We start from the raw sequence: 17857 nt of genomic DNA on the forward strand, positions 1-17857 counted from the left end.
AATCAAAATGCACAACGGGTATTATTTATTAGAAAATCATGAAAATTTGAAAGATTTAAAATACTTATACAAATCTTTCTTTAAATATAAAACTCCTTTAAAATATGGAAAATTAACCCATAACTCAATAAATTGGTATAAGACTCTTATTGATAGTTATGATTCTGACAATTATGATTTAAAATATAATGAAATAGTTAATAAATTAAACAAATTTTATATAACTGCTTCTGGTAATCCAAGAAAATATATTGATAATACTATTGATTTATTTAAAGAATTATTAGACAAAGAAATTATAAATTTAGACAAGAAGACTATTTCTTAATATATTATATAAAATTCACTAAAAAAAAGCTCCTTATCAGGAGCTTTAGTTTTTATGCAACGTTATTTATATATTCTTTTTCGAGGATACCATCTACTATTTTTTCAACCTTATCGATGTTTGCTTTTAGTAATTCGTTATCTTCTATTTGTTCTATTTCGTGGAACTGCACATGTTTGTTAAACTCTTGCAGTTTGGCGTAATAACGTTTCAATTCTGCTTTGTTGAACAAGTTTCCATTCTTTACATAAATCACATGTATTTTTGATTTGATGTATTGCGAAACTTGCAATATATCGCCTCTATTGCGTGATATATCTATCGAATAGAAAATAGATTTCAGGTATTCGCTTTTAGCTGTTGGCTCTTTTACCAACCAATCTGTTGTTTTAAGACTTGCTGCTATCGGAATAATATTCAGCACCTTATTCGGGAACAAACATGCCATTTCCCACGCTAATCCTCCGCCTAAGTCTGCACCAATAATGGCAAAAATCTCGTCTACTTCCAATTCAAATAACGTCAACCAAAACAACACCGCTACATCGCGTGCTGTAATGTGATCGCGTGGTATATAGTCGTACTTTATGGTTTGGGAAACGCCATTTCCAGGAATATCTATACAGATTACCGTATACTCATTAAGATCAATTGCTTTGTTTTTTCCCATGACCCCATCCCAATGATAGGTACAATCTGAATCTCCGTGTAAGGAATGGTTAATCAAAATGACTGGAGCTGTTCCTAATGGAAGTCCAAAAAGTTGAAATGTTACCGAAACATTGTTTAAGATTGTGTTGTCCTCTAAGGGCCAAACTGGGACCGTTAATTGTTGTAAACTTTGCATTGTTTTTAATTTTATATTGGTAATTGTTGTTTTTGTTCAAAAAAAATCCCCATCGAAACTCGACGGGGAAACCTAAAATATATTAAAAAATAAAATCTCTTTTTAGTATACATGACTTTCCCACGTCTGGATATTCCAAACCTGTTTGCGAATCGACATATATAAGCACGTAAACTTCATTTTTTAATTACTTTGTTACTCAAATATATAAAATAATTTTCGGCAAACAATTAAATTTATCTTAATTATTTGTAAAATTTTCTAAATCTTGATTTTTAATAGCGAAGTCGTCCCCCTCAACTCGTTTCATGGTCGCATCTAATTCAGAACATAAAATTTATAACCACATAGAGACATAGGTTTAACAATGTTGATGAATAGAGATAAATTGGAAAATGAATAAATGAACTAGTATTACGATGTATCTATATGGTAGAATATAAAAAAACAAATCAAGCAATTATTCAAAACTTTATTATCGAAACAATATCCAATTTAGAATAAAATTCTAAGTGATCATTTTAAAATAAAATTATTAGAATAGATTACTACATATTCAATTTTTTATGTAGTTTTACACCGTATTTCGAATCGTAGAAAACGATACCAACCGAGAGGAGTCTCCACGGTGGTAAAACAATACGGGAGTTCATCCAAAAACAACGAAAAATCCCCTATTATCGAAATACAATAATTGTTTTATTTTAACTATTTATTGTATGTCACAAAACATTTCTGAGCTTAATTTAGCTCCTATATCAGATGAAAAATTGGTCGATTTTATCAATCAACAATTGCCTATTACAGTTCCTGCGCTAAAAGATCATATTATCGAAGAATTCAAGAAAAGAAGTTTGGATTATCGCCATCTATACAATGTAAAAACAGATGAATTGAACATTAAACTTCCGCTTAGTTTAATCGACGGTTGCTTGTTCGAACGTAATATTCCCAAACCGCCTTTGGTAGGTAATTTCTACGCTGTTGTACATAGATTGAGAAACTTTTTGCAACATAGCAAAGAATTGAACGGAAAACGCCTTAAAACGTTTCATTATATCTTCGATCAACTTTATTTACCTTATGAATTGATTGATATTATTTCGGAAGAAGATGTCAAAAATCTAACTGAAGATGATGTATTTATTACTTTCAAAAACTCGAAACAACATTTCCCGAACGATAAGATTATCAATAAAATTCCGAAAAATAATTTATTGATTACCGTCGACAAAGGGAATTATTACCGCGGTTTGGATAAAGTAATTTTGTCGCATCAAAATACAATTATCAGAGAAGAAAACTTGAATAACGTAACTGCATAACTGAAATTGCTTTCGACAAATCTCTATATTTGTTGAAAGCAATTTTATATGACGCCAGAAAAAAGAGAATTAGTAGAAGCAAGTTTTAACCGTTCGGAAACCTTAAAATTTTATAACGCATCACTTATCGAATGCAAAACGGACTATGTTTCGATTAAGATTCCGAAACAAGAAATGATGACACGTAAACACGGAATGTTTAATGGTGCTATGATTGCTTCTTTGGTTGATGTTTCATCTGGTTATGCTGCTGTTTCTCACTATGACGACGATTGCTATGTGGTAACAGTTGAGTTAAAGGTTAACTATTTACGACCTGCTTTGGGTGATTATTTACTCTCAAAAGCCTATGTGATAAAAGGCGGAAAAAAAATTAGTACCATACGCACAGAGATTTTTGTGGTTGACGAAACAACGAACAAAGAAACGCATGCTGCTACTTCTTTGGTAACTATGATGAGGATAAAATGATGCAAGATTTTCTTACCATTGATTATTTAGAACACGGAAATGAAATACAACAAAATGTGTTTCATCTGTTGCGCAATCATCAAATTTTAGAAAAACTTGACACATACAAACCTATTGTCGTAGGTACAATTCCGATTGAAATCAATATTGAAAATAGTGACATTGATATTATTGGTGAAACGTCTAATTTTGAAAAGGCTAAAAATCATTTAACAAAGAATTTTTCTCATTATTTTGAATTTAAAATCGATCAATTAACAATCAATAACGAAATTTGTTTGACGTGTAATTTTAGAATTGATACGTTTGAAATTGAGATTTATTTAGAGAATAAGATTCCAACCGAACAAAATGCCTATCGACATATGCTCATTGAGGCGAAACTACTTGAAAAATTTGACGAATCATTCAAAAACAAAATCATCGAACTTAAAAAGAATGGTTACAAAACTGAACCTGCTTTTGCAAAACTTCTTGAGTTAAAAGGTAATCCGTATTTCGCCTTATTGGAATATGAAGTAGATTAAACAGTTTTCTTATAACGCGATTAATTAAATCAATTCAACTTGTTATTTTCTTCTTTTTTGTTGATTTACTTTTATAAAAAATCGCAGAATGAAAATAAGAGAATTACAATTGTTTACAAATGATTTAGAAAAAACAAAGTCGTTTTATACGACTATTTTAGCTTTTGGATTAATTGAAGATACAGAAAATCAGTTTAGCTTACAAGTTGGTTAGACAAGATTAACTTTTATAAAATCGGATGAAGAACATATTTATCATTTCAGTTTCTTAGTTTGTAAAAATCAATTCGAAAAGGCATTTGATTGGATACAAAATAAAACTAAAATCCTAAACACCAATGCTGATCAACATATCGCAAACTTCGAAAATTGGAATGCACAATCTTTTTATTTCTATGATGGAGCTAGAAATCTTGCTGAGATGATTACACATTATAATTTAGCTTATAAGAACGACGCAGAATTTGATCAACATTCTATTTTAGGAATTTCTGAAATTGGTTTACCTACAACTGATATTGAGGCTACCAATCAATTATTAGAAGAGAAAACAACATCTAAATTCTGGAAAGGAGATTTTGAAATTTTTGCTACTAATGGCTCAGATGAAGGGAAAATATTATTACCAAATTACTTTATTAAAACAACTTGGTTTCCTACAACTGATACAATAACTCCTACTCCATTTACAGCTATTTTGGAAAATGAAAATCATTATTCAGAAGTAATTTTAGATAATAATAAATTAAATATATCTAATCTTGCCATTTTATAAAAAATAAGAATTGAATAAAAAATGATATCTTAAGGGTAAAAAAAAAATGGGATTGTAACTTTGCATTCCAAATATCTAAAAATGGTAAATTTTATATTAATCGCAGTCTGTATAATCGCCGGAATGGTGTTTAAAGCAACAAAATCTATACATCCTGATGCACATAAAGGGATCAATACGTGGATCTTATATTTGGCTTTACCAGCAGTCTCGTTTAAGTATTTACCAAAAGTAGAATGGTCGCAAGAAATGCTATTTCCTATCTTTTCGACTGTCATTATAGCCGTTGGAAGTTTGTTTTACATGAAATTCTACAGCAAAGCAAAAGGCTATTCGGAGCGTTCGAGAAGAACATTGGAATTGGCAAGCGGCTATAGCAATACATCTTTTATTGGCTTTCCTTTGATCTCAGCATTTTATGGAGAAAAGTATTTGAGTATCGCGATTATTTGTGATCAAACCATGTTTTTGTGCTTATCAACCATCGGAATAGTTTCTGCATTAAAAGGAGGAAGCAATGGATCTGGAGCAATAGATTCTAAATTTATCTTGAAACGATTATTTACTTTCCCTCCATTTTTGGGTTGTATTAGTGCATTGATTTTATCTCAATTTATCGACTTATCTCCTGCCGAACCATTCTTCGACAAATTAGCTGCAACCGTAGGTCCATTGGCTTTATTTTCGGTTGGATTGCAATTAAAGTTTAATGGTTGGAGAAAATTATGGTCACAAATTTCGATGTCTATGATTTACAAATTAATGATTGCGCCTGCAGTTGTAATGCTTTTAGCCATCGTAATTGGAATAAAAGGTGATGTGGCTAAAATCTCTATTTTTGAAGCTGCAATGCCTACATTAGTGACATCGAGTATTATTGCGGAACAATTTAAACTCAACACCAAACTAACCAATTTGATTATTGGAATCAGTATTATTGTAGGCTTTTTTACAGCTGCTTTTTGGTATGAAATGATACAATTGTTTATTCAGTAGATTTAACTGTTACAGTTTTTATTAAAATTGTATCGAGAATTAAGATAAATTTTATCTTCTAAAACCTTATTCTCGATACAAAATTCTAAAAAGAATCTCACTAGAATTGACGGTTTTATTTCAATACTTCTTTCAAAAACAATAATGTATGTTGCCAAGCTCTATCTGCCATTACTTTATTGTAATCAGGTGATTCTGGATTGGTAAACGTGTGTTTTGAATTTGCGTAAGTTATCATTTGCCAATCAGTTTTTCCTTCGTTCATTTCAATTACTAAATTCGAAATATCTTCGGGTTTTACAGATTCATCTTCAGCAGGATGTTCAATTAAAACTTTTGTTTTAAGAGGAATATTTTTTCGAGCCGAATCTTTTGCTAATCCACCATGAATAGAAACAACGCCAACAACAGCTAATTGCGCACGAGCAGCTTCTAATGCGCCTGTTCCTCCAAAACAATAACCAATTACAGCAATTTTACTTGGATCTGCACCAGCTTTGATTAACTCTTTCAACGCCAAATCAATTCGTTTTTGATAAGCTGCATAATCAGACTTGTATTTTCCTGCTATTTTAGCCGCTTCCGCATTATCTTTCGGATTGTTTCCTTCTCCATAAATATCCGCAACAAACGCAATATAGCCTTCTTTTGCTAAATCTATTGCAGCTTGTTTTACTTCGTTATCAGCTCCTTTCCAAGCGGGTAAAATCAAAACTCCTGGACTTTTCTTTGTTGTGTTATCAGTTACTAAACCGTTCAATTTTTGCGTACCATCTTTATAAGCAACTTGTTTTAGGTTTTGCGCATGTATCGTATTCATCATCAATACAATTAAAAATAAACATTGAATTATATTTTTCATCTACTAAAAAATTTAAAACATTAAGATAAAAAGAACTAATTTTATATCGGATATTGAATTGAATTTTTAACACAATTAGTATGGAAGTTATTACATTAAAAACATTTGAAAGCCCTATTGAAGCACATATTTTACGTTCAAAATTAGAGAGTGAACAAATTGATGCTTTTGTTATTGATGAACATTCGGTTGGGATTAATCAGTTTTTGTCGAATGCTATTGGTGGTGTGAAAGTAAAAATTAAGAAAGAAGATACTGATCGCGCCATGAAAGTATTGGAAGAAATTGATGCGTCAAACTATACCAATGATTTGGACGAAATTCTTGTTTGCCCAAAATGTGGAAGCAATGAGTATTACAGCAATTATAAGTCGATGAAAGGTGGAAAAGGCTTACTTTCTTTATTATCTTCTATCATATTTTGGGTCTACCCTATTTACTACAAAAACGTGTTCAAATGCAAGAAGTGTGGTGAAGAATTTAATGGTTTACAATAAAAAAAGAACGACAATTTCTTGCCGTTCTTTATGAACAAAAATATATGATTTTTATTGATTAAATTGTCCAACGCAATAAGCTTGCTCCCCAAGAGAAACCTGCTCCAAAGGCTGTCAACATCAATAAATCTCCTTTCTTTAATTTTGATGTATTCTCCCAAATACACAACGGAATTGTCGCTGCAATTGTGTTTCCATAATTCTCAATATTAATTAAAGTTTTACCTTCTTCAATATTAATTTCATTACCAACAGCATCAATAATTCGTTTATTTGCTTGATGCGGAACCAACCAATTTACATCTTCTACAAAAAAATCGTTGCGTTTCAAAACATTGACACACGTATCACTCATTGATTGAATTGCATTTTTGAATACAATTTTCCCATCTTGTCTAATGTAACGTTTTTCATCAACCAACAACTGTGAACTCGCTGGATACAAAGAACCACCTCCTTCTATATTCAAGAACTCTTTTCCAGTTCCGTTACTCTGTAACAAAGCATCCAAAATTCCTTCTTCATTTGTAGGCTCTAACCAAACCACTCCAGCTCCGTCTCCAAATAAAATATTTGTCGAACGATCTTTGATGTCTACATACGCGCTGATTTTATCAGCACCAATGACCAAAACATTTTTGTAACGTCTACTTTCAATCAACGAAGCGCCCATGTCCAACGCGTACAAAAATCCAGAACAAGCTGCATTCATATCAAATGCCCAAACATTCTCTATTCCTAACTTTTCGCATACAATATTCGCTGTAGCAGGCATCAACATATCTGGTGTAGAAGTCGCAACAATCAACGCATCAACATCTTTGATGTCTTTTTTGTATGTATCAATTAAATTCTGAATTGCACTAACCGCCATATCAGAAGTCGCTAAACCTTCCTCTAAAATACGACGTTCTTTAATTCCCGTTCTTTTTACAATCCATTCATCAGAAGTGTCTGTAATCTTTTCTAAATCGGAATTAGTTCGTTTATTTTCTGGCACATAACCACCGATTGCTGAAATATGTGCAAATATTTTTTTTGTAAAATCTACCACCATAAAATTCTTTTCATTCAAATTTCATGTATCGATTATCTACTAAAAGACGCATCAATTAAAATTTGAACAACAAAGGTCTATCCAATTTAACAAATTAGTTAGCGAAATAAACGTAATAATATGTCAAAAAGACGTTTTTAGAAAATTTTCACATTTGCATTGATTTACATCAATTATTAGTTAGAAGCGATGAAAGTTGTTGGCGAAACACCTGCATAATTTTTGAAAAATTTACTAAAAACTGAGGTGTCTATAAAATTTAATTCTGTCACAACATCAGAAACACTATATTTTGGGTTCTTTAGCAAGACCTTTGCTTCTAAGACAATGGCTTCGGCAATGATTTGTTTAGGCGATTTATTAAAGACTTCAACGATAATTTTGGTTAAATGCTTACGACTAATAAACATTTCATCTGCATAAAACTGTACATTACGCTGACGACGAAAATGAGTTGAAACTAAATACAAAAACTGTTTAGCTAATTCCTCCTTTCTGACTTCTTTCGTAGTACTTTTCGCCATTACAGCTTGGTTGTAGTAATTTCCCATCTCGTACATCAAGACTGAAAAGTGATGTAAAACCAAATCTTTTGCAAAGATATTTTCGTTCTTGATGGTATATTTACTAATCTTGTTCAAATTGTAGCGCATATCACGTACAATCTTTTTATCTAAAGAAATGATTTTAGGATATTTAGATGACAAAAACTCTACTAAATTATTGGATTTCACGTGAAAACCAGCTTCAATAATCAAATCTGAATCAATAAAGATTGCTTGAACAGCAAAATCAGCCGAGTGCTCTATAATCTCGAATAACTGACCTGGAAGAACCACAATAATATCATCACGTTTGATTAATGTTGGTTCTAAATTTACCGTGATTTCACATGTTCCTGCAGTAATTAAAATCAACCCAAGCGACGTAAACTTATAAGGTTTTCGTTTTACAAAATAATAATTGTTTTCAGGACCTACGTCAAAGATTGCTAACCGACGATCAGTTGCTTCTTCTTTGTAAGTTCTTAAAATATTATCAATTGAATAAAGTTGAATATAATCACTCATTTTTAGCTTTTATTTTTTCGAATACAATGTTAAAAGATTTTTTTGACAAGTAAAAACATAAATGCGTCTTTTTAACAAAATCTTACGTCATTTTGGTATATCTAATATCCTCTTTCTAATGAAACTTCATTCAATAAAGTCTCGTTATTTTTCATTCTATTGTAGTTATCTGCAACTTGTTTTAAAGCTGTTGTTGCATTTGTAACACTCGCAATATGAGGTGTTACATAAACATTTTCATTCGTCCAAAAAGGGTGATTTTCAGGTAAAGGTTCTTCTACAAAAACATCTAAATAAGCCTCTTTTATTTGTTTTTCTTCGATTGCAATTAATAAATCCTTTTCGACTAAATGTGCTCCACGACCAACATTAACCAAAACTGTATGAGCTGAACATTCTTTAAAAAAGTCTTTATTCAAAATACCTTCTGTATCATCTGTCAAAGGCAAAATATTGACAATAAAATTAGTATTAGAAATTGCAGCATTCAAGCCTTCTTTTCCAACAAAAGATTCTACTCCATTTATATTTTTAGGCGAATTCGACCAACCTTTAACTTGAAAACCTAACGCAACAAATTGCTCTGCTACTAACTTTCCGATTTCACCTAATCCTAAAATAGTAATAGTTGTTTCCTTGATATTTTGATAAATAGTAGGCTTCCACTCTTTACGAACTTGATCTTTATAATACGTCAATAGATTTTTCATTGAAGTCATAACACAAGCCAAAACATGCTCAAACATTTCTTGCTTCAAAGCAGGATCAACAATACGTGTTACCTTTATTGAATCTGGAATTTTGGTATGCAACAAATGGTCAATTCCTGCTCCAACAGATTGTACAACTTTTAGATTTGGAAATTCAGCCACATAATTTTTGTGCGGTTTCCAAGTTGCAATAAATTCTACATCTTCTAGATTTGAGATATTTGGATAAACTTCAACTTTCGTATCTGGCAACAATTCTTGTAAATTTCTTTGCCATTCTTCTGTTGGTTTTTGATTGAATATTAAGGCTACACTCATAATTGTTTACTTTTAAAACAAATGTAAATAACTCTAAATTAATCACACATTAAATTTGACGATTTGTCAGATTTCTTACATTTGGATTAGAATTTGAAAGAGTTCAAACAAATATATTTTAACTAAAAAAATACACCATAAATGGCAAATCCGTTATTAGAAAAATTTGAAACACCTTTTGAAAGTGCTCCTTTTTCTAAAATCAAAATTGAAGATTACAAACCTGCTTTTATCCAAGCAATTGAAGAAGCGAAAGCTGAAATAGATGCAATTACTGCGAATCCTGAAGCGCCAACTTTTGCAAATACAATTGAAGCAATGGAGCTTTCTGGTGAAAAATTAGGACGAATTTCTTCAATTTTCTTCAACCTTAATTCTGCTGAAACAAATGATGAAATTCAAGAAATTGCACAAGAAGTTTCGCCTTTATTATCTGAATTTGGAAATGATGTTCGCTTAAATCAAAATTTATTTGAACGAATTAAAGTCGTTTATAATCAAAAGGATTCGTTGAATTTAACAGATGAACAAGCTTATTTATTAGAAAAAAAATACAAAGGTTTTTCGAGAAATGGGGCAAATTTGAACGAAGAAGATAAAAATAAACTGCGCGAAATTGATAAACAATTGGCAATGCTTTCATTACAATTTGGTCAAAATGTTTTGGCTGAAACTAATGCATACGAATTGATTATTACTGATGAAAATGATTTGAAAGGTTTACCTCAATATGCTATTGATCAAGCAAAAGCCGATGCAGAACAAAAAAATCACGAAGGTTGGTTGATTACCTTACAAGCACCAAGCTATATTCCGTTTATGCAATACGCAGAAAATCGTGAATTAAGAGAAAAATTGTTTAGAGCAAATGGAGTAAAAGCCTATCAAAATAATGAATTTAACAACGAAGAAAATGTCAAAAATATCGTAAAACTTCGTCACGAACGTGCTAAAATATTAGGTTATAAAACGCATGCTGATTATGTTTTGGAAGAACGTATGGCAAAAACACCAACAACTGTTTTAGATTTCTTGAATGATTTATTAACGAAAGCAAAACCATTTGCGGAAAAAGAAATTGAGGAATTAACTGCATTTGCAAAAGAAACTGATGGGATTGAAACATTGCAACGTTGGGATCATGCGTATTATGCTGAAAAATTAAAACAGAAAAAATTCAGTCTTTCTGACGAAGAATTAAAACCTTATTTTCAGTTAGAGAATGTGATTCAAGGAGCTTTTGATGTGGCGACAAAATTATATGGAATTACATTTAAAGAAATTCATAATATTGATAAATACAACGATGAAGTAACAACTTATGAAGTTCTAGATAAAAATGGAGCGTTCTTAAGTTTATTGTATGCAGACTTTTTCCCGCGTGCAGGAAAACGCCCTGGTGCTTGGATGACAAGTTACAGAGAAGCCTCTAATGTGAATGGAAATACCAAACGTCCGCACGTTTCGATTGTTTGTAATTTTACAAAACCAACGAAAGACACCCCGTCATTATTGACATTTCAGGAAGTGACAACATTGTTCCACGAATTTGGACATGCGCTACACGGAATGTTACCAAATACAACGTACGAAAGTCTTTCTGGAACAAATGTTTATTGGGATTTTGTTGAATTACCCTCTCAATTTTACGAAAACTTTTGTTACGAACCAGAAGCTTTAAAATTATTTGCAAAACATTATCAAACAGGAGAAATTATTCCGCAAGAATTAATTGAAAAAGTAAAAGCTTCTTCAAGTTTTATGGAAGGTTATCAAACTGTTCGTCAATTGAGTTTTGGATTATTGGATATGGCTTATCATGCGAATGATTTGGCTGAAATCAATGATTTACAACAATTTGAAAAAGAAACTTTCAAACAAACAGAGTTGTATCCAGAAATTGATAAAAATATGATGAGTACATCCTTCTCTCATATTTTTCAAGGTGGATATTCATCTGGTTATTATTCATATAAATGGGCAGAAGTTTTGGATGCAGATGCCTTTGCATTCTTCCAAGAAACTGGAATTTTCAATCCAGAAACAGCTCAAAAATTCTATAAACTTTTATCATCTGGAGGAACAGTAGAACCGATGAAATTGTACGAAGAATTTAGAGGTCATAAACCAACAGCAGATGCTTTATTAAAGCGTGCTGGATTAGTATAAATTGAAAATCCGACTACAAAAAGTAGTCGGATTTTTTTATAATATCATTGTTTAATTAATGTAAACTTTCCTCGTGTTGCGACAAATCTAATCCTTCGAACTCTGCTCTATCACTCACACGTAAGTGAATCATTTTATCCGTAATATAAAATAAAGCAATCGCACCGAAAAAAGTAAATAACGAGACAAACAACAAAGCAATCATATGATGTGCAAACACATCCACCCCGCCATGTAACAAACTCGCATTTTCACCATGTGCAAAAATAGCTGTCAAAATCATTCCCATTATTCCTCCGACACCATGACATGCAAAAACATCTAAAGTATCGTCAACTCGTTTTAATACTTTCCAATGAACCATTACATTTGAGACAATAGCAGTAATAAAGCCAAAAAATATACTTTCAGGAATTGTAACAAATCCACAAGCTGGAGTGATTGCTACTAATCCAACTACAGCCCCTATACATGCTCCCATAGCAGAAACGCTACGACCATTAATTCTATCAAAAAGTATCCATGTCATCATTCCAGAAGCAGAAGCAATTGTTGTTGTTCCGAAAGCTAAAGCTGCTGTGGCATTTGCTCCCAAAGCTGAACCAGCATTGAAACCAAACCATCCGAACCATAACATTCCTGTTCCAAGCATAACAAATGGAATATTTGCAGGTTTGTGTTCTCTGTTCTTACGTTTACCTATCACCAAAGCTCCTGCTAATGCTGCAAATCCTGCACTCATATGAACAACAGTTCCTCCAGCAAAATCTTTTACGCCAAAATATTTATTCAATAAACCTTCTGGATGCCAAACCATATGACAAAGCGGTGTGTAAATGATTAAACTAAACAAAATCATAAATAACAAATATGAAATAAAACGCACTCTTTCAGCAAAAGAACCTGTTACAAGCGCTGGTGTAATGACTGCAAATTTCATTTGAAACAATGCAAATAAGACAAATGGAATTGTAGATGCCATGTCTTTGTGTGGAAATGCCCCGACATGATTAAAAAATGGATAACTTAATGGATTACCAATAATTCCGTAATGTTCTCCATTTATTGTAAAACCGATTGATTCACCAAAAGACAGTGAAAACCCAACTACAACCCACAAAATCGAAATCACACCTAAGGCAATAAAACTTTGCAACATGGTAGAAATAACATTTCGTTTCCCCACCATTCCTCCATAAAAAAATGATAAACCTGGCGTCATCAATAACACCAATCCTGCAGCTGCTAAAATCCAGGCGACATCTGAATTTACAATATTTTCTTCGCTAAGGAATTCTCCTGTATTTGGAATATCTACAACTGGTTTCCAAAATAATCCAGCTAATGCAACTAGTGTTATAATTGCAAAAGCTACTTTCCATTTTAATCCAACTTTCATAAGTTTTTAATTTTAACCCTATCAAAATTAGATTATTTTTAAATAAAATCATTTATTTTTAATTACACCCTATAAAAATTAGGGGTTAAAATATTAATTTTACACTTTAAACATAGTTGCCCTATACAAATTCATAAAAAAAGATTCCAAAAAAGGAATCTTTTTATCAATTTGATTATTTAGTTTTTCTAAATTCTATCTAAAATATTCAATTATGTTAAATTCTGAATAATTTTCTGAAAAGCTTTTCTTGGGCTTCCATCAAAATAAACTTCGCCACAATAATGATAACCTAACTTTTCAAAAACACGCAACATTCCAATATTATCAAAGTTGGTATCAACTTTTATATTCTGTATTTTCTTTATAATTGCTATTTTTTCAATTTCATCCATCGTCCAAGTTCCTAAACCTTTTATCTTAACATCTTGTGCAACAGCCAATCGATGTATGACAATATATGGATCATCATTCATCCATTTTCCTTCAATTGCTGTATAAGCAGGTTCTATCTCATCAATAATTGCAACATATCCTATGATTAGATTATCAACATTCTCAATTATATAACCAAAACCATTTGAGATATCATTTTTTACAACATCTAGATTTGGATAACCATTTTGCCATTGATTACTTCCCTCCTCTTTTCTTTTCTCAATTGCTTGTTGCAAAATTTCCCAAATTCTATCTGCATCATTCAAAATAGCTTGACGTAAATTTAATCCAGTCTCCATATCTTATTTTTATTTTCAATATAAGTTATTTTTAAGCAAATCATAAGTTTTGATATTTAATTTTTTGATAAATTAATAGAACTAAACAATGTCATACAAACATGAGGTTTCCAAAATCTATAAAATATGTAAAAATACCTTGGCAACAAGTTTTAGCAATACTTATTTTATTACTCGCATTTGTATTTTTCAGAAGCGAACGCAAAGAAATGATGCAAATTATTCCGAGTATTCAAAGCGCAAAACCTATTTGGCTATTGATCGGTTTCGGAATAACGATTCTCTATATTTCGCTGCAAGCTGCAATGTATATCACAAGTTTCAAAGCAGTTGGTTTACCTCTTAAATTTTGGGACGCTGTCAATTTATTTCTCAAACGAAATTTTATCAGTGTTTTTCTACCAGCGGGCGGAATTAGTTCTTTGGCTTATTTACCCAAACAAATCAAAAAGCAACAATTTGAAACAAATAAAATCATTCAGGCAAGTTCTATTTATGGTTTTATTGGATTATTAACGGTTTTCATCATTGGCGTTCCTATCATTATTTATAGTATTTACGTCAACAAATATTTTAATGATTCGTGGATATCATTAGTCATTTTGGGCATAATTTTAATTCTAGTTTATTTCATTTATAACTCATTCAAAACCAAAAATAAATTCTATCAAATTATAGAAAATAAATTTCCAAAGATTACGGAAGAAATCAATCCAATTTTTGAAGCTTCTTTAGACAGGAAAAATATTAATCTCACAATTCTAATTTCAACAATCATCGAAATTACTGGGATTTTACACGTCTACATCGCAATGTTAGCGTTAGGTATTCAACCCACTTTTGATGCAGCAGCTTTGGCTTATACGATTTCTGTTTTATTGATGATTATTTCGCCTTTTTTGAGAGGTTTGGGTGCTGTAGAATTTACGATGGTGTATATTTTAACACAATTCGGCTATTCTCATAACCAAGGTTTAGCTACAACTTTATTGTACCGCGTTTTCGAATTTTGGCTGCCTTTAGGTTTTGGATGTTTGAGTTTTATGTGGCGTGGAAGAAAACTATTTGCACGAATTTTTCCTGCTGTTATGATTTTTACATTAGGAATGATTAATATAATTTCAGTCATCACTCCTCCTCTTGCAGAACGTTTGCATTTCGAAAAATTGTATTTACCAATCGAATTCATGCATCTTTCAAAATTGATGATTCTATTTGTCGGAATTGCTTTATTGATTACTTCATCTTATCTCATCAAAGGATTAAAATCTGCATGGATTTTTGCTTTAATATTTGCCATACTTTCATTTTTTGGAAATATATTCAAAGCATTGGATTACGAAGAAGCTGGATTCGCATTTTTCACAATCGTGCTATTAATTTACAGCAGGAATCAATATCCATTGAAAACAAATTTGAAACGATTAAGACAAGGATTCTCTATTTTTTTAATGGCATTTTTTGCAATTTTTATTTTCAATGTTTTAAGTTTTTATTTCATTGATAAACGTCATTTTGGTGTAGATTTCTCTTGGAATCAAGCTTTTTATTATACATTTCAAAACTTCTTATTATTCAGCGAAAACAATTTAGTTCCGAGAACAACCTTTGCCGAAGATTTTAAAGACATCAATATCTTTTTTGGATTTAGTTCTTGGATATTATTGATTTTAGCATTTTTTAGAGCTAAAAATTATAACACAAAAGGTATTCAGGATTATGAAGAAGCAGAAGAAATCGTCGAAAAATATGGTAATTCAGCATTAGATTATTTTAAATTAATGGATGATAAAACTCTTTATTTTTCTTCAAATATTGATGGTTTTGTCGCGTATAAAATCGGTTTAAATTTTGCTATTGTTTTGGATAATGTTGTATGTGATGCAAAGCATAAATCAGATTTAATTTCAGAATTCGAGAACTATTGCAAAACAAAAGGTTTGAAAACTGCTTATTATCGAGTTTCGGAAAACGATTTAATTGATTTCAGAAATTTAAAAAAACAATATTTATTAATTGGTCAAGAAGGAATTATTGAAGTTGATTCCTTTAATCTTCAAGGTAAAGAACGTAAATCGATGCGAAATGCATTGAATACTTTAGAGAAAAAAGGTTTTAAAACAGAAGTTATTTTGCCTCCTTTGACAGAAGAATTTTTAAATGAAATTGAATCTGTCTCAAATGAATGGTTAAAAGAATTTGATAAAAAAGAAATTGTATTTGCAGAAGGTAAATTTGACAGAGGAATATTAAAAAATCAAACGATTATTACGCTGAGAAATGAAGAAAATAAAGTGGTTACATTTCTGAATGTTATTCCAGATTATGCAAAAGATGAGATGACTTACGATTTATTTCGAAGAACTGTCAATTCGCCAAATGGTAGTATGGATGCGGTGATAATTGCATTAATTAATCGCGCCAAAGCAAATCAAAAGAAATATATCAACATTGGTTTAACTCCTCTGGCTGGTTTAGATAAACCAAATAATATTGCCGAGCAACTCATGAAATTTGCTTATCAACGAATTGGGACGTTTAAACAATATCAAACAATGCGCGATTTCAAAGAAAAATACGCCAATTATTGGATCAACAAATACATCATTTATGATAATGAAGTGGAACTTATTCAACTTCCACAAGCGTTAAATAGAGTTATGAAACCTCAAGATGAAAACTAAAAATCTCATATTATTTGGATTGATTATCACTACAATTGGTTTGTATATCGTACGTACAAAAGGAGATGATGTGGATATCAAAGATCCTTTACCGCTTAAAATATGGGAGAATAAAAATGACACTAAACCTATCTTGTTTTATTTAAGTGGAGATGCTGGATTAGGACCTTTTTCAAAATCAATTTGTAAAAATCTTTATCAGAAAGGCTATGATATTTATGCTTTAAATTCTAAAGTTTATTTTTGGAATGAAAGAGATCCTAAAAAAACGGCTGAAATATTAAGTCAATTTTTAGAAGAAAAGTTCAAAAATCACAAAAATCAAAAAGTTGTATTTATCGGTTATTCTTTTGGTGCTGATGCGATTCCATTTATTATCAATGAGCTTCCGACAAAAACCAAAGATCGAATTCATCAACTTATTCTTTTAGATCCGTATGAAACTGCTGATCTTGAGATTCATTACAAAAATTTAATTTTTGAAAACGTAAGCGGAAAATGGAATACAATTCCAGAAATTAATCAATTACCTAACTTACATTTATCTATTATTTTAAGTGATTATGGAAAAAATTATCCCTACAATAAAATTACTTTAACCAATAAAAACATAATTTATTTGGGTGGTAATCATCACTTTAACCGAAATTATCAAAAAGTAACTGAGACTATTACTAAGCAATTAAAGTCAAATTAGAAAATATTCATTTAACATAATTACATCTTGTGATATTCCGAACTTTTTTGTTTTAAAATCATCAAGCTCTCTTTTAATTTGTTAATCGTAGAATAAGAATGAAACTTATTCTTATTTAGTTGAATGGTGTAAAAATTATCATAATACTTTCTAGCTAACTAAAAGTTTAAAACATAAAAAAACCTCAAGAACTAAATCTTGAAGTTTAAATAAAAACTGGCGATGACCTACTCTCCCGCAATAGCAGTACCATCGGCACTGAAAGGCTTAACTTCTCTGTTCGGAATGGGAAGAGGTGAGCCCTTTCGTAATAATCACCCTAATATTTTTTGTATTTTTAATCAGGTTTACATCCTGATGATTCGATAAAAAAGCCTCAAGTTGTTCA

General features: G+C 31.0%; 18 protein-coding genes, 1 rRNA gene and 1 riboswitch. Of the genes, 11 read left to right on the top strand and 8 right to left on the bottom strand.

From position 1 onward, the window contains the following. Positions 1-328, top strand: a 328-nt coding sequence (locus tag B3M86_RS12520; RefSeq protein WP_291047261.1) for a hypothetical protein, incomplete at its 5' end; no start/stop codon positions are given. 52 nt (positions 329-380) lie between these two features. On the opposite strand, the gene B3M86_RS12525 is transcribed toward B3M86_RS12520, so the two are convergent. Further along, a complete protein-coding gene (locus B3M86_RS12525; RefSeq protein WP_291075492.1) occupies positions 381-1175 on the bottom strand; it encodes an alpha/beta fold hydrolase in 795 nt (264 codons plus the stop codon). A 576-nt stretch (positions 1176-1751) separates the two neighbouring features. Continuing rightward, positions 1752-1846: riboswitch (SAM-I-IV-variant riboswitch) on the top strand. A gap of 48 nt (positions 1847-1894) precedes the next feature. Here B3M86_RS12525 and B3M86_RS12530 point away from each other — a divergent pair. From B3M86_RS12530 to B3M86_RS12555, 6 genes are all read left to right on the top strand, one after another. Further along, the gene (locus tag B3M86_RS12530) at positions 1895-2500 is read left to right on the top strand and encodes a hypothetical protein (RefSeq protein ID WP_291075494.1); all 606 of its coding nucleotides are present in this window, start codon (positions 1895-1897) and stop codon (positions 2498-2500) included. Positions 2501-2548: 48 nt separating this feature from the next. Further along, positions 2549-2971 (top strand): PaaI family thioesterase, encoded by a 423-nt coding sequence (locus B3M86_RS12535; protein ID WP_291075496.1) that lies wholly within the window; start codon positions 2549-2551, stop codon positions 2969-2971. After that, on the top strand, positions 2971-3498 hold the full coding sequence (locus B3M86_RS12540) for a DUF4269 domain-containing protein (RefSeq protein ID WP_291075498.1): 528 nt from the start codon (positions 2971-2973) through the stop codon (positions 3496-3498). The genes B3M86_RS12535 and B3M86_RS12540 overlap by 1 nt, the downstream gene beginning before the upstream one ends. An 88-nt stretch (positions 3499-3586) precedes the next feature. Further along, entirely contained in the window at positions 3587-3712 is a 126-nt protein-coding gene (locus B3M86_RS12545) for a VOC family protein (protein ID WP_291075500.1), read from the top strand. A gap of 207 nt (positions 3713-3919) precedes the next feature. Beyond that, entirely contained in the window at positions 3920-4273 is a 354-nt protein-coding gene (locus B3M86_RS12550; protein WP_291079041.1) for a hypothetical protein, read from the top strand. Positions 4274-4354: 81 nt separating this feature from the next. After that, positions 4355-5269, top strand: a complete 915-nt coding sequence (locus B3M86_RS12555; RefSeq protein ID WP_291075504.1) for an AEC family transporter — start codon at positions 4355-4357, stop codon at positions 5267-5269. A gap of 115 nt (positions 5270-5384) precedes the next feature. Here B3M86_RS12555 and B3M86_RS12560 read toward each other — a convergent pair whose 3' ends face one another. Further along, positions 5385-6131 (bottom strand): dienelactone hydrolase family protein, encoded by a 747-nt coding sequence (locus B3M86_RS12560; protein WP_291075506.1) that lies wholly within the window; start codon positions 6129-6131, stop codon positions 5385-5387. A gap of 80 nt (positions 6132-6211) precedes the next feature. On the opposite strand from B3M86_RS12560, the gene B3M86_RS12565 reads away from it, so the two are divergent. Further along, positions 6212-6628 carry a DUF2007 domain-containing protein gene (locus B3M86_RS12565; protein WP_291075508.1) on the top strand — a complete coding sequence of 139 codons (417 nt, stop codon included), beginning with the start codon at positions 6212-6214 and terminating at the stop codon, positions 6626-6628. A 58-nt stretch (positions 6629-6686) separates the two neighbouring features. On the opposite strand, the gene B3M86_RS12570 is transcribed toward B3M86_RS12565, so the two are convergent. From B3M86_RS12570 to B3M86_RS12580, 3 genes are all read right to left on the bottom strand, one after another. After that, positions 6687-7685: a beta-ketoacyl-ACP synthase III gene (locus B3M86_RS12570; protein WP_219035218.1), complete on the bottom strand. Its 999-nt coding sequence runs from the start codon at positions 7683-7685 to the stop codon at positions 6687-6689. 176 nt (positions 7686-7861) lie between these two features. Continuing rightward, positions 7862-8755: a helix-turn-helix domain-containing protein gene (locus B3M86_RS12575; protein ID WP_038337196.1), complete on the bottom strand. Its 894-nt coding sequence runs from the start codon at positions 8753-8755 to the stop codon at positions 7862-7864. Positions 8756-8856: 101 nt separating this feature from the next. Then, a complete protein-coding gene (locus tag B3M86_RS12580; protein WP_291075510.1) occupies positions 8857-9783 on the bottom strand; it encodes a 2-hydroxyacid dehydrogenase in 927 nt (308 codons plus the stop codon). Positions 9784-9924: 141 nt separating this feature from the next. Here B3M86_RS12580 and B3M86_RS12585 point away from each other — a divergent pair, with 141 nt between their 5' ends. Continuing rightward, complete coding sequence (locus tag B3M86_RS12585) at positions 9925-11952, top strand: M3 family metallopeptidase (RefSeq protein ID WP_291075512.1); 2028 nt, start codon at positions 9925-9927, stop codon at positions 11950-11952. 55 nt (positions 11953-12007) lie between these two features. Here B3M86_RS12585 and B3M86_RS12590 read toward each other — a convergent pair whose 3' ends face one another. Together B3M86_RS12590 and B3M86_RS12595 are read right to left on the bottom strand one after the other, a co-directional pair. Further along, positions 12008-13351, bottom strand: coding sequence for an ammonium transporter (locus B3M86_RS12590; RefSeq protein WP_115001189.1), 1344 nt, complete (start codon positions 13349-13351; stop codon positions 12008-12010). Positions 13352-13563: 212 nt separating this feature from the next. Next, positions 13564-14088 carry a GNAT family N-acetyltransferase gene (locus B3M86_RS12595; RefSeq protein ID WP_115001191.1) on the bottom strand — a complete coding sequence of 175 codons (525 nt, stop codon included), beginning with the start codon at positions 14086-14088 and terminating at the stop codon, positions 13564-13566. Positions 14089-14189: 101 nt separating this feature from the next. Here B3M86_RS12595 and B3M86_RS12600 point away from each other — a divergent pair, with 101 nt between their 5' ends. Both B3M86_RS12600 and B3M86_RS12605 read left to right on the top strand, forming a co-directional pair. Next, positions 14190-16772, top strand: coding sequence for a flippase-like domain-containing protein (locus B3M86_RS12600; RefSeq protein ID WP_219035222.1), 2583 nt, complete (start codon positions 14190-14192; stop codon positions 16770-16772). Beyond that, the gene (locus B3M86_RS12605; RefSeq protein ID WP_219035223.1) at positions 16762-17469 is read left to right on the top strand and encodes a virulence factor; all 708 of its coding nucleotides are present in this window, start codon (positions 16762-16764) and stop codon (positions 17467-17469) included. The genes B3M86_RS12600 and B3M86_RS12605 overlap by 11 nt, the downstream gene beginning before the upstream one ends. Before the next feature lie 214 nt (positions 17470-17683). Here the strand turns inward: B3M86_RS12605 and rrf are convergent. Further along, a 5S ribosomal RNA gene (gene rrf, locus B3M86_RS12610) occupies positions 17684-17791 on the bottom strand. Positions 17792-17857: the final 66 nt, after the last annotated feature.

Source organism: Empedobacter sp. UBA6305 (assembly GCF_002440405.1).
Lineage (GTDB): Bacteria > Bacteroidota > Bacteroidia > Flavobacteriales > Weeksellaceae > Empedobacter > Empedobacter falsenii_B.